Source organism: Klebsiella sp. C283, assembly GCF_048822555.1.
Classification (GTDB): Bacteria; Pseudomonadota; Gammaproteobacteria; order Enterobacterales; family Enterobacteriaceae; genus Klebsiella; species Klebsiella quasipneumoniae.
On the sequence record NZ_JBMEZS010000003.1, the window covers coordinates 173876 to 188018 of the forward strand.

Annotated in this window: 15 protein-coding genes; 8 read left to right on the plus strand and 7 right to left on the minus strand. The window is 57.5% G+C overall.

Annotated elements, in window-relative coordinates; translation table 11 throughout:
• Positions 1–49: 49 nt before the first annotated feature.
• Genes glnP through ACOI7Z_RS06590 form a run of 3 tightly spaced genes read left to right on the plus strand, consistent with a single transcriptional unit; the run spans position 50 to position 2469 of the window.
• On the plus strand, positions 50–706 hold the full coding sequence (glnP, locus tag ACOI7Z_RS06580) for a glutamine ABC transporter permease GlnP (RefSeq protein ID WP_023289264.1): 657 nt from the start codon (positions 50–52) through the stop codon (positions 704–706).
• 2 nt (positions 707–708) lie between these two features.
• Positions 709–1431 (plus strand): glutamine ABC transporter ATP-binding protein GlnQ, encoded by a 723-nt coding sequence (gene glnQ / locus ACOI7Z_RS06585; RefSeq protein ID WP_032429131.1) that lies wholly within the window; start codon positions 709–711, stop codon positions 1429–1431.
• Between the two features lie 21 nt (positions 1432–1452).
• Entirely contained in the window at positions 1453–2469 is a 1017-nt protein-coding gene (locus ACOI7Z_RS06590; protein WP_065882973.1) for a C45 family autoproteolytic acyltransferase/hydolase, read from the plus strand.
• Here the strand turns inward: ACOI7Z_RS06590 and ACOI7Z_RS06595 are convergent.
• A complete protein-coding gene (locus ACOI7Z_RS06595; protein ID WP_087848717.1) occupies positions 2466–3656 on the minus strand; it encodes an MFS transporter in 1191 nt (396 codons plus the stop codon). The two genes, ACOI7Z_RS06590 and ACOI7Z_RS06595, sit on opposite strands and share 4 nt — an antisense overlap.
• Positions 3657–3831: 175 nt before the next feature.
• Between ACOI7Z_RS06595 and ACOI7Z_RS06600 the strand changes: the two genes are divergently transcribed.
• Positions 3832–4713: a LysR family transcriptional regulator gene (locus ACOI7Z_RS06600; protein ID WP_087848718.1), complete on the plus strand. Its 882-nt coding sequence runs from the start codon at positions 3832–3834 to the stop codon at positions 4711–4713.
• 70 nt (positions 4714–4783) lie between these two features.
• On the opposite strand, the gene ACOI7Z_RS06605 is transcribed toward ACOI7Z_RS06600, so the two are convergent.
• The gene (locus ACOI7Z_RS06605) at positions 4784–4879 is read right to left on the minus strand and encodes a hypothetical protein (RefSeq protein ID WP_224222709.1); all 96 of its coding nucleotides are present in this window, start codon (positions 4877–4879) and stop codon (positions 4784–4786) included.
• A gap of 91 nt (positions 4880–4970) precedes the next feature.
• Here ACOI7Z_RS06605 and ACOI7Z_RS06610 point away from each other — a divergent pair, with 91 nt between their 5' ends.
• Positions 4971–5282 (plus strand): hypothetical protein, encoded by a 312-nt coding sequence (locus tag ACOI7Z_RS06610; RefSeq protein WP_032452501.1) that lies wholly within the window; start codon positions 4971–4973, stop codon positions 5280–5282.
• Between the two features lie 121 nt (positions 5283–5403).
• On the opposite strand, the gene ACOI7Z_RS06615 is transcribed toward ACOI7Z_RS06610, so the two are convergent.
• The gene (locus ACOI7Z_RS06615) at positions 5404–5886 is read right to left on the minus strand and encodes a glutathione peroxidase (protein WP_420702085.1); all 483 of its coding nucleotides are present in this window, start codon (positions 5884–5886) and stop codon (positions 5404–5406) included.
• A 159-nt stretch (positions 5887–6045) separates the two neighbouring features.
• Here ACOI7Z_RS06615 and ACOI7Z_RS06620 point away from each other — a divergent pair, with 159 nt between their 5' ends.
• Positions 6046–6609: a hypothetical protein gene (locus ACOI7Z_RS06620; RefSeq protein ID WP_087848720.1), complete on the plus strand. Its 564-nt coding sequence runs from the start codon at positions 6046–6048 to the stop codon at positions 6607–6609.
• A 45-nt stretch (positions 6610–6654) separates the two neighbouring features.
• Here ACOI7Z_RS06620 and ACOI7Z_RS06625 read toward each other — a convergent pair whose 3' ends face one another.
• Positions 6655–7938: a YeaH/YhbH family protein gene (locus tag ACOI7Z_RS06625; protein WP_012968476.1), complete on the minus strand. Its 1284-nt coding sequence runs from the start codon at positions 7936–7938 to the stop codon at positions 6655–6657.
• A gap of 85 nt (positions 7939–8023) precedes the next feature.
• Positions 8024–9958, minus strand: a complete 1935-nt coding sequence (gene yeaG, locus ACOI7Z_RS06630; protein WP_004203779.1) for a protein kinase YeaG — start codon at positions 9956–9958, stop codon at positions 8024–8026.
• A 416-nt stretch (positions 9959–10374) separates the two neighbouring features.
• On the opposite strand from yeaG, the gene ACOI7Z_RS06635 reads away from it, so the two are divergent.
• Complete coding sequence (locus tag ACOI7Z_RS06635; protein WP_087848721.1) at positions 10375–11121, plus strand: MipA/OmpV family protein; 747 nt, start codon at positions 10375–10377, stop codon at positions 11119–11121.
• A gap of 91 nt (positions 11122–11212) precedes the next feature.
• A complete protein-coding gene (locus tag ACOI7Z_RS06640) occupies positions 11213–12067 on the plus strand; it encodes an aldo/keto reductase (RefSeq protein ID WP_087848722.1) in 855 nt (284 codons plus the stop codon).
• 60 nt (positions 12068–12127) lie between these two features.
• Here ACOI7Z_RS06640 and ACOI7Z_RS06645 read toward each other — a convergent pair whose 3' ends face one another.
• A complete protein-coding gene (locus tag ACOI7Z_RS06645; RefSeq protein WP_023289274.1) occupies positions 12128–13012 on the minus strand; it encodes a D-hexose-6-phosphate mutarotase in 885 nt (294 codons plus the stop codon).
• Positions 13013–13086: 74 nt separating this feature from the next.
• Complete coding sequence (gapA, locus tag ACOI7Z_RS06650; RefSeq protein WP_004203784.1) at positions 13087–14082, minus strand: glyceraldehyde-3-phosphate dehydrogenase; 996 nt, start codon at positions 14080–14082, stop codon at positions 13087–13089.
• Between the last annotated feature and the right edge of the window lie 61 nt (positions 14083–14143).

A 14143-nucleotide genomic window follows, 5' to 3' on the forward strand; every position in this document is an offset into this window, starting at 1 on the left:
CTGCCAGGTCGGAGCGATCCGACCTTATATTTTCTTTACGGGTAGAAGCATGAATTTTGACAGTCGCTATATTTGGGATGCATTACCGCTGCTGATGCAAGGTTTGCAGCTGACGCTGATTATTTCGTTATCAGGTTTATTAGGTGGATTAATCATTGGCTTGCTGGCCGGGACCTGCCGCGCATTAGGCGGAACAATATCCAAAACGGTATCGCTGGTGTTTGTGGAAGTCATCCGCGGGACGCCAATTATGGTGCAGGTGATGTTTATCTACTTCGCCCTGCCGATGGTGTTGCCAGTGCGTATTGACCCGGTTCCCGCCGCCATTATCACCATTGTGATTAACTCCGGGGCTTATATAGCGGAGATCACCCGGGGCGCGATTCTGTCGATTAATAAAGGATTTAAAGAAGCCAGCCTGGCGATGGGATTATCGCCGCGCAGCACCCTGTGGCATGTCATTATGCCGTTGGCTTTTCGGCGGATGATCCCGGCATTAGGCAATCAGTGGATTATCAGTATTAAAGATACCTCGCTGTTTATTGTCATTGGCGTGGCAGAATTAACCCGTCAGGGACAAGAGATTATTGCCGGCAATTTTCGGGCGCTGGAGGTGTGGACGGCGGTGGCGATGATTTATCTGTTTTTAACATTGTGCCTGAGCTTCCTGCTGAAACAACTTGAGAAAAGGATCCATATTTTATGAGCATGGTTGAATTTAGCGCGGTAGCGAAAAACTTCGGCGCCACTCAGGTGCTGCACGATATCAATTTAAAGATTGAAGCGGGCGAGGTGGTGGTGATCATCGGTCCTTCCGGCTCGGGAAAATCGACCCTGTTGCGCTGCATTAACAAGCTGGAGGCGATCTCTTCGGGCACGCTGCTGGTGGCGGGCATGCACATTACGGATCCGCATGCGAATGAGTGTGATATTCGCCGCGAAGCCGGTATGGTGTTTCAACAGTTTCATTTGTTTCCGCATCTGACCGCCCTGGAGAATGTCATGTTCGGTCCGCTTCGCGTGCGCAAGCAGAGCAAGGCCGCGGCGCGGGAGCAGGCGCTGGCGTTGCTGGACCGTGTGGGGCTGCGTGAACGCGCCAACCACTATCCGGCAGAGCTCTCGGGCGGTCAGCAGCAGCGCGTGGCGATAGCGCGCGCCCTGGCGGTGAAACCCAAAATGATGTTATTTGATGAGCCAACATCCGCCCTCGATCCCGAACTGCGGCATGAGGTGTTAAAGGTCATGCGATCCCTGGCCGAAGAGGGCATGACGATGGTGATTGTGACCCATGAGATTGGCTTTGCCAGAGAGGTGGCTTCCCGGTTGATCTTTATTGATGGCGGCACTATCGCCGAAGATGGTTCACCTGAGGCGCTGCTCACGGCCAGCAGCAATCCGCGACTGCAAGAGTTTTTGCAACACGTATCCTGAACATAAGTGAATGATGACAATATGAAAACAATCGCAATCCGTGGTTCCGCCTATGCGGTCGGTCAGCAGCTTGGCGCGTTTGGTCGTGAGGCCTGGCATACTAAAATCAGGCAAACGGCGTTGTGGCAAACCGTAACCGCCCTGAAAACGGCGGAACAGACCCAGCGCATGCGCGCAGCAGTGCAGGCGCAGTTCCCGCTGATTTGGCAGGAGCTGGAGGGCATGGCGGAGGGGCTGCAGGCGCCGGTGGATGAGGTGTTCGCCTGGAACTGTCGCGGCGATCTGGTACGTTCGACGTCAGATGGCTGCACCACCCTGGCGGGGAGAAGCCCGGAGGGCGCGTTGATCATTGCGCACAATGAAGACGGCTTCCCGCAGCTGCGTGAAGAGTGCGCCATCGTCAGCGTAACCCCGGAGGTGGGCCTCGCCTTCACCAGCTTTGCCTATCCCGGCTCCCTGTGCGGGCACACCTTCGCGGTGAATGAGAAGGGGATAGTCAATACGGTCAACAATATTCGCGCCGTGCATCGTCCGGACGGCATGCCGCGCCAGATTGTGGCCCGCGCATCGCTGAACGCCGCCACCTTAGAGGAAGCCGTCACTTTGCTGAGCGCCACGCCGCGCGCGGGCGCGTTTCACCACACCCTGGGCCAGATGGGCGATAGCCGTCTGTTTAGCGTGGAAGCCACCGGCTCCGGCAGCTCGGTGCTCGAGTTGTCCACCACCGGCGGGCATGCCAACCATCTGATCCATCCCCAGCTTGCGGCCATTGAACAGATCGTGACCGGGAGCTCCGCTTCGCGCCAGCGGCGCCTGGACGCGTGGCTGGCGACGAACCCGCCGCTGGATGGCGTGACAGCGAAAGCGATGCTCTCCGACCAGCAGGATCCGCTGTTACCGATTTACCGGCTGTCTCCCGACGATCCGGATGAGGAAAATACGCTGGCGACGGCCATTTTTACCTTGAGCGCGACCCGCGTCGTGTGGCAGATCTTCACTCTGGACCGTGAAAACGCGGTTTTACAGGGCAGCGTTTAGCGGGCCGAGGGCGCTTTCAGCAGGGCGATCAGCAGCGTACTGCCCACCATGATCCCCGCCGCCAGCCACACCATTCCCGACAGGCCAGCTGAGGCGATCAGCTGGCCGCCGACAAGCGCCCCGGTGCCGATGGCGGCATTAAAAATGGCCACGTAAATGGCTGACGCCGGCTGGGCGACCGCGCCCGCGCTGCGCAGCAGCCAGGTCTGTAAGCCGACGAACACAATCGCGATGCCGGCGCCCCACAGGGCTAACAGTAGCCCGCTAAAACAGAACGGCAGTGGCGCAAGACGGGCGGCGCCAAGGATCGCCAGCGCGCCCCCGCTCAGCAGCAGCGCAGCGAAAATCAGCCCCTTCAGATGACGATCGATAAGCTTACCGGCGATAACGTTACCCAGCAGCCCGGAAACCCCTGACAGCAGCAGCAGGCCGGAGAGGGCGGTCGCCGGGACTCCCTGCAGATTTATCAGCAGCGGTTCAATGTAGGTGAAGGCGGCAAAGTGTGCGGTAATGATGCAGGCCGTGGCGCCATACAGGCCACCGAGCAGCGGATTGCGGAAAATATCGCGATAAACACGCAGCCTGACGGAGGCAGGGGCGGCCAGCGGGGGCAGCGTTGAGCACAGCGCCGCAGCGGCGGCCAGTGACAGCAAGGCCATCGCCATAAACGCGTGTCGCCAGCCCGCCAGGGTGGCGATAAAGCTCGCCAGGGGTACCCCCACTACGCTTGCCGCCGACACGCCGCCAAAAATGATCGCCGTGGCCAGCCCCAGCCGGTGCGGCGGTACCAGCTGCGCGGCGACGATGCCAATTAAGGCCCAGAAGGCGCCATGCGCCAGGGCGCCAATCATGCGGGCGCTCATCAGGGCGAACATCGAATAAGACCGGGTTGCGGCGAGGCAGGAAAGCGCCAGGATCAGCATCAGCCCGACCAGCAGCGCCTTGCGGGAAATACGCGCCGGCATCGCGCCGGAAAGCAGAGCCGCCAGGGCGCCCACCCAGCCATAGGCGGTGACGGCGAGGCCCATGCCGGATTCCGTCTGGTGAAAATCCGCCGCCAGGGCGCTGAGCATGCCCACCGGCGCCAGTTCGTTGGTGACGATCGAAAAGGCGCAGAGCCCGAGCGCAACGACGGCTATCCAGACGCGCGCCGGCGCCGGGTGGAGGGGTAAAGCAATCTCTTTCATATCAGGCGTATCCTTAGGAAAGGAGCGTTCCGCGCGGTGCGCGGACGTTCAGGTGAGGAGAGCGCAGGCGACCGGATGGCCTGGTTGTCTCCGCGAGTGGTGTGCAGTATCATCCCTGCAAAACTGATAAAAAAGAGCGGAAAACGGAGAGTTGTTTTCCGTAAATGGAAAATAGATGACCGCAGAATTTAACTGGGATGATGCGCGCATATTCCTCGCCATCGCCCGGGCGGGAACGCTGAGCGGCGCCGCCGACAAGATGAACATGGGGATTGCCACGGTCTCCCGCCGGCTGGATCGGCTGGAGCAGGCGTTGAACGTTCCGCTCTTCAGCCGCCATCAGAGCGGCTATCGCCTGACCGACGATGGCGAATCCCTGCTCGCGCGGGCTGAGGCGCTGGAATACGCAGGCCTGGCGTTCGGCGAAGCGGCGCAACTGCAGGGGCATGTCGCCGGGGTTGTCCGCCTGGCCACCGCGGACAACCTGGCCACGCATTTTATTCTGCCCTCCCTGAAAGGGCTCCTGGACCAATATCCCGAGCTGCGGGTGGAGGTGCTGAGCGGCGTGCAGCCGGTGAACCTGCACCGTCGGGATGCCGATCTGGCGATCCGCATGGTCAAGCCTGAGGCCGGGCATCTGACGTTAAAGCGTCTGGGGACGGTGGGGTTTGGCGTCTATGGCACCGCCGGCTATCTGGCCGGCGCGGACAGCCTGTCGCTGAGCGAGGCGGACTTAGTGGGGTGGCCGGAAACTCACCAGCACCTGCCGGCCGCCCAATGGATCACGCGCACCCTGCGCGGCCGGCCGTGTAAAGTCGAAGCCAATACGCTCGTGGCCCAGGTTTCCGCGGTATCCGCGGGCCTCGGCCTGGGCGTCCTGCCGCACTTTATGGCGCGGGCCAGCGGCCTGCAATGCCTGCAGCCGGAGATCGGCGCGGATCAGACCCTCTGGCTGGTGATGCATTCCGACCTGGCCGGGTCAAGACGCGTGCGGGTTCTCGCCGACCATCTCATCGCTCTCTTTGCGGATCATCAAGAGCGGCTGGCGATGCCCTGAAGGGACGCGGCTTGGGCGTGTATCGATAAGACCCCCCGGGGCTGACGAGCCACGATTTTTTCCGCGCCCGCTAACAGTCATACTCACCGCGCAATATTCGGCCCAATGCTGCGCCGCAGTCGAAAATACTGCAGAGTGAGGGGATATCCCCGTCCGGCAAAATAATTTTGCGTTGTTGCCAGCGCCGCCTTGTTGCGCTCCCCCAAAAATGCCTGTCGATGTTAGGGTGAGAGGTTGATTACTACAGGAGAACGCAAATGATTGTCAGGACCTGGCACGGCTGTGTGCCATTGCAACATGCCGAGGGGTTTGCAAAGCACCTTGAGCTGACCGGCGTGGAACACGCCCGGGGTATCCCCGGCAACAGGGGCGCGCTGGTGCGCCGGGAAAACCAGGGCGAATGGGCGCATTTCTTTCTCGCCACCTACTGGCAGGATCTCGCGGCGGTCAAAGCCTTCGCAGGCGAAGACTATCACGTCGCGGTCACCTATCCGGACGACGAAGTATTCGAACTGCTCTCCGACCCCTACGTGTTTCAGCATGAGGTTGAGGCCGTGTCGCCGCTGTAGGCTGCGTGTCGGGCAGGCGGAAGTTAGGCCAACCACAGACGGTTGCTGGCCGCGTGAGATCGACCTCTACCTTGCATGGGCAGCCAGCCACCGTTGGGTGAGCGTGGTATGACAGGAACACTTAGCCTTTGAGTGCGGCAACAATGGCGGCTTCCATTTTCTCCGGCGTCGTGAACGGCGCAAAACGCGTGAGGGGAGTGCCGTCGCGACCGATGAGGAACTTGGTGAAATTCCACTTGATCCGTCCGCCGAGCACGCCGGGCAACGCTTGTTTCAAATAACGAAACAGCGGATGCGCGGCGGGGCCGTTGACGTCCACTTTCTCAAACATCGGGAAGCTCACGCCGTAGTTAACGTGACAGGTCTGCTCGATTTCATCCGCACCGCCGGGTTCCTGCTTGCCAAACTGGTTGCAGGGGAACCCAAGCACAACCAGCCCCTGAGCCGCGTACTTTTTGTAGAGCGCTTCAAGGCCAGCATATTGCGGCGTGAAGCCACAATGGCTGGCCGTATTCACCACCAGAACCACCTTGCCAGCATAGTCAGCCATGGAGAGGGGCTGTCCGCGCAGGCGGGTAGCCGTCAGTTGATAAAAAAGGGTCATAGCAGGCTCCTGAGAGTAGAAACAGTTCAACGCTAACGATCGCGCGAATGTTTGAAGCAGATTAGGCAGTTATGATACACAGGGTGAGGAATTTGTACCTGTAGTGTTAAAAAAAACGCCAGATATCATAGAAAAAATCGCGAACAGGAACGGCTGAAAATGGTGAAATATATCTTATCGCTGGTCGTAGTGGCGATACTCGCAGGCTGTACCAGCGCGCCAAACTTGCCGCCTCGGGATACCATTGTGGCGGTGAAACCCACAGAGTCCGGTATTGTCGCCAGCTCAGCGAAATACAGTTACCGCTTTGTCCGTGACGGTGTGCCTGAGGAATATCAGCGTTATAAGACCTTTTATGAGCGCTTTCACCAACAGGCTTCCGGCGTGCGGGTTAACTTTGTCGTGGAACAACATGAGGTAACGGCGGAATATCTGGTGGTGATGGATCAGCGCAAACTGGATGCCGGGCAGCATAGCGAGCTGGTGAATCAGTATCATGCGGTGCAGATTGATAACGATCGCCTCGGGGTGTTGTTTAAAGCGACAGGGTTTTGGACGGCATCGGACGCGTCAGATCTGGCCGCCGCCTACCAGTTAGCGCACCCCGTTGTGGTATCAATCAATGATAAGACCAAAACGATTAGCTCGCTTGGCGCCGTCGCCATGGCCCCGTTGTTTCCGTTTTACATGATGTATGGCTGTGCCATCGGGCCTTGTGTCTGAGGAAAATAGCCAGCAAGTCACTCGACTCACTGGCTGAGTATTTCACTACGCCTCACTTTTAGACGATTGTTTGTGAAACAGTTCGCGGAATACCGGGTAGATATCCTCTTGGTCGCGGATATGCTGCATGGCGAAATTATCAAAGGTCGCCTGCAGGTGTTCATACTCGCGCCACAGGGTCTGATGCGCCCGGCGGGTAATTTCGATATAGCTGTAATAACGCACCACCGGCAGAATTTTCTTCGCCAGCAGTTCGTGGCACAGCGGGGAGTCGTCGGCCCAGTTGTCACCATCCGACGCCTGGGCGGCGTAGATGTTCCACTGCGCCGGGTCATAACGCGCCTGCACCACTTCATCCATCAGCTTCAGGGCGCTGGAGACGATGGTGCCGCCGGTCTCCTGAGAGTAGAAGAACTCGTGTTCATCCACCTCTTTCGCCTGAGTATGGTGGCGGATGTAGACCACATCGACGTTTTTATAGGTCCGGCTGAGGAACAAATACAGCAGGATATAAAAGCGCTTGGCCATGTCTTTGGTGGCCTGGTCCATCGAGCCTGAGACGTCCATCAGGCAGAACATTACCGCCTGGCTGGAGGGCTCCGGCCGTTTTTCGTAATTTTTGTAGCGTAAGTCAAAGGTGTCGATAAACGGCACCCGTTCAATTTTAGCCCGCAGCTCGGCAATCTCTTTGCGCAGGCGCTCCTCCTCCAGCAGCTGCACCGGTTCGCTGCGGCTGATGGTCTCCAGATCCTCCTCCAGGGCGCGCAGTTCACGGCGCTTGCCGGCGGTCATCGCCGTCCGGCGGGCCAGCGAGTTCTGCAGCGATCGCACCACGCTGATGTTGGCCGGCACCCCGTTAGAGGTAAAGCCCGCGCGATGGGTTTTAAACTCGTTCAGCTGCCGGTGCTGATTTTTCTTCAGGTTCGGCAGGGCGAGATCTTCAAACAGCAGATCCAGGTACTCATCTTTCGAAATCTGGAAGACAAACTCATCCTTCCCTTCGCCATCGGCGCTGGCTTGCCCCTGACCGCCGCCCCCGCCGCCGCCGCCCCCTTGCGGGCGTTCGATGCGGTCGTTTTGCACGAAATGGTCGTTGCCCGGGTGGACGCGGTTGCGCAGCCCGCCGCGACCCTGATGAAACATCGGCTCGTTGATATCGTCCGTCGGGATCGAGACGGATTCTCCGCTCTCAATATCGGTCACCGAGCGCTTGTTGATGGCCTCGGAGATCGACTGTTTAATTTGCGCCTTATAACGGCGCAAAAAGCGCTGACGATTGACGGCGCTTTTGTTTTTCCCGTTCAGGCGTCGGTCTATGAACCAGGTCATATGCCCTCCTGTACTGCATTAGCCAACTTTACTTATCATCATTCAGCTGCAGTTGGCCCGGCGGCGCACCGCCGGGCTGGACGCATCAGGACGATTTACGAACCCGCAGGTACCACTCGCACAGCAGGCGAACCTGTTTGCGGGTGTAGCCTTTCTCCATCATGCGGTCGACAAAGTCGTCGTGTTTTTTCTGCTCATCGGTTGAAGTTTTGGCGTTAAACGAAATGACCGGCAACAGCTCTTCGGTATTGGAGAACATTTTCTTCTCAATAACCGTGCGCAGTTTCTCATAGCTGGTCCAGTTCGGATTACGTCCGCTGTTGTTGGCTCTGGCGCGCAGCACAAAGTTGACGATTTCATTACGGAAGTCTTTCGGGTTGCTGATCCCGGCCGGCTTCTCAATTTTCTCCAGCTCGGCATTCAACGATTCACGGTCAAACAGCTGCCCGGTGTCCGGATCGCGATATTCCTGATCCTGGATCCAGAAGTCAGCGTAGGTGACATAGCGATCGAAAATGTTCTGCCCGTACTCGGAGTAGGATTCCAGATAAGCGGTCTGGATCTCTTTGCCGATAAACTCGGCGTATTTCGGGATCAGATAGCCTTTGAGGAACTCCAGATAGCGCTCGGCCTGCTCCTGCGGGAACTGTTCGCGCTCAATCTGCTGCTCCAGCACATAGAACAGATGCACCGGGTTGGCCGCCACTTCAACATGGTCGAAGTTAAACACCCTTGAGAGGATCTTAAAGGCAAAGCGGGTGGAGAGCCCGTTCATCCCTTCATCCACCCCGGCATAGTCGCGATACTCCTGATAGGATTTCGCTTTCGGGTCGGTATCTTTCAGGCTCTCGCCGTCATAGACCCGCATTTTCGAGTAGATGCTCGAGTTTTCCGGCTCTTTCAGGCGCGACAGAATCGAGAAGCGCGCCAGCGTTTCCAGCGTGCCCGGGGCGCATGGCGCATGCGTCAGTTCGCTGCTGTTGAGCAGTTTTTCATAGATACGGATCTCTTCGGAGATCCGCAGGCAATAAGGCACTTTGACGATATAGACGCGGTCGAGGAAGGCCTCATTGTTTTTGTTATTACGGAAGGTCACCCATTCCGATTCGTTGGAGTGGGCAAGGATGATCCCGTTAAACGGCAGGGCGGAGATCCCTTCGGTCCCGTTATAGTTACCCTCCTGGGTCGCGGTCAGCAGCGGATGCAGCACCTTGATCGGCGCTTTAAACATCTCGACGAACTCCATGATCCCCTGGTTGGCGCGGCACAGCGCACCGGAGTAGCCGTAGGCGTCCGGGTCGTTCTGCGCATAGTGTTCCAGCTTACGGATATCCACTTTACCCACCAGCGCCGAAATATCCTGGTTGTTCTCATCGCCCGGTTCGGTTTTGGCGATGGCGACCTGCTCGAGAATCGATGGCCAGACTTTGACCACGCGGAATTTCGTGATATCGCCGCCAAACTCATGCAGGCGTTTGGCCGCCCACGGCGACATAATGGTGCCGAGATAGCGGGTAGGGACGCCATACTCTTTCTGAAGGATCTGCGCATCCTCCTGCGGATTGAACAGGCACAGCGGGTGATCGTTAACCGGGCTGCGCTCGCCGTTGGCGCTCAGCACATAGATAGGCACGCGCTGCATCAGGGCTTTCAGCCGTTCAGCCAGCGATGATTTACCACCGCCCACCGGTCCCAGCAGATAGAGGATCTGTTTCTTCTCTTCCAGCCCCTGGGCGGCATGCTTGAGGTAGGAAACGATCTGCTCAATGGCGTCTTCCATACCGTAAAACTCTTCAAACGCCGGATAGCGTGCGATGACCCGGTTTGAAAAGAGACGGGATAGCCGCGGCTCGAGAGCCGTATCAACCATGACGGGTTCACCAATGGCCATCAACAGACGTTCTGCCGCATTGGCATAGGCACTGCGATCTTGCCGGCAGATGGTAAGAAACTCCTGCAGTGTGAACTCTTCGTCCTTGGCAGCTTCATAGCGCTGGCGATAGTGATCGAATATATTCATGGCATGCCGTCCTTTCGTTTTTTAGCACAGGTTGAGAGCCGTTCATATGAATAGTGGGGGCCCCCGGAAGACATAAGCTGAACATCGCTCTCCTGGTATCCAGCAACCCTTATGCCAGGTTGCGGGTGGGGTAGCGTGAATGTGCCCTGCAATTACACCTTCTAAATTTAAGCGTAGATGCATTTAGAAATCTTGCATGCAGCAGAAAATCAATTTCAATGACATATCAATAACTCATCCTGAAAAAGACGCTTTTTGATTCGCCGGGACGTGAAGCTGTCATCGGGCTGTCACCAGATGGTAAGAGAAGGGTGGGAAAGTGAACGATTTGTGTCATATCGGGTAAAGAATTTGAGGCATGAGACCTACGACGGTAAACTGCACGGGCTGATTATTTGACAACGGGAATATGGATTGTGACTAAAATCAAACTTCTGGCACTCGGCGTGCTGTTTGCGACCTCCGCCAGCGCGGCGCATGCCGACGGGAAGTTCACGCTTGGGGCTGGCGTCGGCATCGTTGAGCATCCGTACAAGCAGTATGATGCGGATGTTTATCCGGTGCCGGTCATTAGTTATGAGAGCGATAACTTCTGGTTCCACGGTCTGGGCGGGGGTTACTACCTGTGGAATGACACCAACGATAAGCTGTCGATAACGGCCTACTGGTCGCCGATGTACTTCAAGCCGGGCGACAGCGATAGCGAACAAATGCGTCGCCTGGATAAGCGTAAATCGACCGTGATGGCCGGTCTTTCTTATGTCCACAACACGCCCTATGGCTTCCTGCGCACGACGATTGCCGGCGATACGCTGGATAACAGCAACGGCATCAACTGGGATCTCGCTTGGCTGTACCGCTACACCAACGGGAACCTGACGCTGACGCCGGGCATTGGCGTCGAGTGGAACAGCGACAATCAGAACGAATACTACTATGGCGTCTCGCAGCATGAGTCCCGTCGCAGCGGGATGCGCAGCTACGATCCGGACAGCAGCTGGAACCCGTATCTGGAGCTAGCGGCCAACTATCGCTTCCTCGGCGACTGGAGCGTATACGGTATTGCGCGCTACACGCGTCTGTCGGATGAAATCACCGATAGCCCGATGGTGGACAAATCCTGGAGCGGTCTGATCTCAACCGGGATCACCTACACCTTCTGATTGTGCATTATTACAGTGCGCTTTATGCATCAAAACAGGGCTTCGTGCCCTGTTTTGCTTTATGGTGGTGCAGGGCGCGAAGAAGGAGACGATGGTGAAAAAAACAGTATGCTTTGGCGAGCAGGCGGCAGTTCCGGCCATCGGGCTGGGAACTTGGTATATGGGCGAGAACGCGGCGCAGCGTCAGCAGGAGGTGGCTGCACTGCGCGCGGGCATCGACCATGGCCTGACGGTAATCGATTCCGCGGAGATGTATGCCGACGGCGGGGCGGAGGAGGTAGTGGGCCAGGCGATCCGCGGCCTGCGCGACCGGGTGACGCTGGTCTCTAAAGTCTATCCCTGGCACGCCGGCGGAGCGGCGATCCGCCGCGCCTGTGAAAACAGTCTGCGCCGGCTGCAGACCGACTATCTGGATATGTATCTCCTGCACTGGCGGGGCGATATCCCCCTGCAGGAGACGGTCGAGGCGATGGAAAGGCTGGTGGCCGAGGGCAAAATCCGCCGTTGGGGCGTCTCCAATCTGGACACCGACGATATGCAGGCGCTGTGGCGCACGGCGGGCGGCGAACGCTGCGCCACCAACCAGGTGCTCTATCATCTCGCGTCGCGGGGCATTGAATACGATCTTCTGCCCTGGTGTCAGCAGCACACCCTGCCGGTGATGGCCTATTGCCCGCTGGCGCAGGCGGGGCGCTTACGCGATGGACTTTTTCAGCATACCGATATCATTAATATGGCTAACGCGCGGGGCGTGACGGTGGCGCAGCTGCTGCTGGCCTGGGTGATTCGTCATCCGGGAATGCTGGCGATCCCGAAAGCGGCGACTATCGAGCATGTGGTGCAGAATGCCGCCGCGCTTGATATCGTTCTCAGCCCGCAAGAGCTTGCGCAGCTGGATCGCCTCTATCCGCCGCCGCCGCGGAAAACCCGGTTGGATATGGTTTAACCCACAGCGCATCCAGGTGGAGAAGAGAAAAAGCCCCGTGATAAACGGGGCTTTTTGCGGTTAGCGTTTTTTCACGCTGATGGTTTGCGCCAGGCGAGACGGGGTCTCTTCACTGGCTTTCTGCGGCTGGGTCACGCAGCAGGTTTCGACGCAAACGAAGGTTTTATAGCCATCGTCCGGCATGTCGCCCATGCTGACGGACAGCGCCGGGCCCGGGTTCCAGGCCACCACGTTGTGCTGATGATGATGCACCACGTCGATCGTGCGGCTGAGCGCGTCGTCGTGGATCACGCTGCAGCCTTCGGCGTCGAGATAGACGCGGTCGGTACGATCCGGGAAGGTCTGCACGCCGTTGTTCAGAACGCCTTCTTCGGCGTTCTTCACTTTATCGATATAGCGCTCGCCAAGACCGCTCACTTTCACCGCCGCGATATCGCCAACGTTGAAGTAGCTGTGCAGGGCAGAGGTGGTCTCGAATTCGCCGTGGGCTTCCAGCTCGATTTCGCAGGTCTTGCCCAGCTTGAAGCGGGCATAGAGGGTGAACTCATGCGGCCACAGCTTCATGGTTTCAGCGCTGTTCTGCAGCGCAAAGGTCAACATCACGCCGCTGTCGTCTTCATCATGCCCTTCCAGGGTCCACGGCAGGTTGCGGGCAAAGCCGTGCGACGGCAGGCCCTGCTGCGCCGATGGGCCAAACCACGGCCAGCAAATCGGCACGCCGCCGCGCAGGGCGACGCCCTGTTTAAATGGGGTGTTGTTGCTCAGCCACAGGACTTCTTCTTCACCGGCGGGTTTCCAGGAGAGCAGGTGCGCCCCCTGCAGCGCCACAGAGGCTTTCACCTGCGGATGGTCGATGACAATCAGCTCCAGGTCGTCCAGCTGGCGACGGGAGATAACGGGCGAAATGGTTTCATTCACCGGGAGAGCAAAAATTTTATTTATCATTGTGCAATCCTATCTCTGCAGACAAAAAAAAGAGCGACCGAAGTCGCTCTTACAGATTACTTTTTCATCTCAACTTATTTGGAGATGTGGGCAATCAGGTCCAGAACTTTGTTGGAGTAGCCAGTTTCGTTGTCGTACCAGGAAACCAGTTTAACGAAGTTGTCGTTCAGTGCGATACCGGCTTTAGCATCGAACACGGAAGTGCAAACTTCGCCGTTGAAGTCGGTAGAAACAACGTCGTCTTCGGTGTAACCCAGAACGCCTTTCATTGCGCCTTCAGAAGCGGCTTTGATAGCTTTCTTGATTTCTTCGTAGGACGCTGCTTTTTCCAGACGAACGGTCAGGTCAACAACGGATACGTTCGGAGTCGGAACGCGGAACGCCATACCGGTCAGTTTGCCGTTCAGTTCTGGCAGTACTTTACCTACTGCTTTAGCAGCGCCGGTAGAGGACGGGATGATGTTCTGAGCTGCGCCGCGGCCGCCGCGCCAGTCTTTGTGAGACGGGCCATCAACGGTTTTCTGAGTAGCGGTGGTTGCGTGGACGGTGGTCATCAGGCCTTCAACGATACCGAAGTTGTCGTTGATGACTTTAGCCAGCGGTGCCAGGCAGTTGGTGGTGCAGGATGCGTTGGAAACGATGTCCTGGCCAGCGTAAGTGTCGAAGTTAGCGCCGCGAACGAACATCGGGGTGTTGTCTTTGGACGGGCCAGTCAGAACGACTTTTTTCGCGCCAGCGGTGATGTGTTTACGAGCGGTTTCGTCGGTCAGGAAGATACCGGTTGCTTCAGCAACAACGTCAACACCAACTTCGTCCCACTTCAGGTTAGCCGGGTCACGTTCAGCGGTAACACGGATTTTTTTACCGTTAACGACCAGATGACCGTCTTTCACTTCAACGGTGCCGTCGAAACGACCGTGAGTGGAGTCATACTTCAGCATGTAAGCCATGTACTCTGCGTCTAACAGGTCGTTGATTGCAACGATCTCGATGTCAGAACGTTTCTGAGCAGCACGGAAAACAATGCGACCGATACGGCCAAAACCGTTGATACCTACTTTGATAGTCATATATTCCACCAGCTATTTGTTAGTGAATAAAAGGTTGCCTGTAAAATTACAAAAACCTTAC

What these genes read in the sequence shown, in the direction of transcription:
- glnP (WP_023289264.1), top strand. Translation starts at nt 50, where the DNA reads ATGAATTTTGACAGTCGCTATATTTGGGATGCATTACCGCTGCTGATG.
- glnQ (WP_032429131.1), top strand. Translation starts at nt 709, where the DNA reads ATGGTTGAATTTAGCGCGGTAGCGAAAAACTTCGGCGCCACTCAGGTG.
- ACOI7Z_RS06590 (WP_065882973.1), top strand. Translation starts at nt 1,453, where the DNA reads ATGAAAACAATCGCAATCCGTGGTTCCGCCTATGCGGTCGGTCAGCAG.
- ACOI7Z_RS06595 (WP_087848717.1), bottom strand. Translation starts at nt 3,656, where the DNA reads ATGAAAGAGATTGCTTTACCCCTCCACCCGGCGCCGGCGCGCGTCTGG.
- ACOI7Z_RS06600 (WP_087848718.1), top strand. Translation starts at nt 3,832, where the DNA reads ATGACCGCAGAATTTAACTGGGATGATGCGCGCATATTCCTCGCCATC.
- ACOI7Z_RS06610 (WP_032452501.1), top strand. Translation starts at nt 4,971, where the DNA reads ATGATTGTCAGGACCTGGCACGGCTGTGTGCCATTGCAACATGCCGAG.
- ACOI7Z_RS06615 (WP_420702085.1), bottom strand. Translation starts at nt 5,886, where the DNA reads ATGACCCTTTTTTATCAACTGACGGCTACCCGCCTGCGCGGACAGCCC.
- ACOI7Z_RS06620 (WP_087848720.1), top strand. Translation starts at nt 6,046, where the DNA reads ATGGTGAAATATATCTTATCGCTGGTCGTAGTGGCGATACTCGCAGGC.
- ACOI7Z_RS06625 (WP_012968476.1), bottom strand. Translation starts at nt 7,938, where the DNA reads ATGACCTGGTTCATAGACCGACGCCTGAACGGGAAAAACAAAAGCGCC.
- yeaG (WP_004203779.1), bottom strand. Translation starts at nt 9,958, where the DNA reads ATGAATATATTCGATCACTATCGCCAGCGCTATGAAGCTGCCAAGGAC.
- ACOI7Z_RS06640 (WP_087848722.1), top strand. Translation starts at nt 11,213, where the DNA reads ATGGTGAAAAAAACAGTATGCTTTGGCGAGCAGGCGGCAGTTCCGGCC.
- ACOI7Z_RS06645 (WP_023289274.1), bottom strand. Translation starts at nt 13,012, where the DNA reads ATGATAAATAAAATTTTTGCTCTCCCGGTGAATGAAACCATTTCGCCC.
- gapA (WP_004203784.1), bottom strand. Translation starts at nt 14,082, where the DNA reads ATGACTATCAAAGTAGGTATCAACGGTTTTGGCCGTATCGGTCGCATT.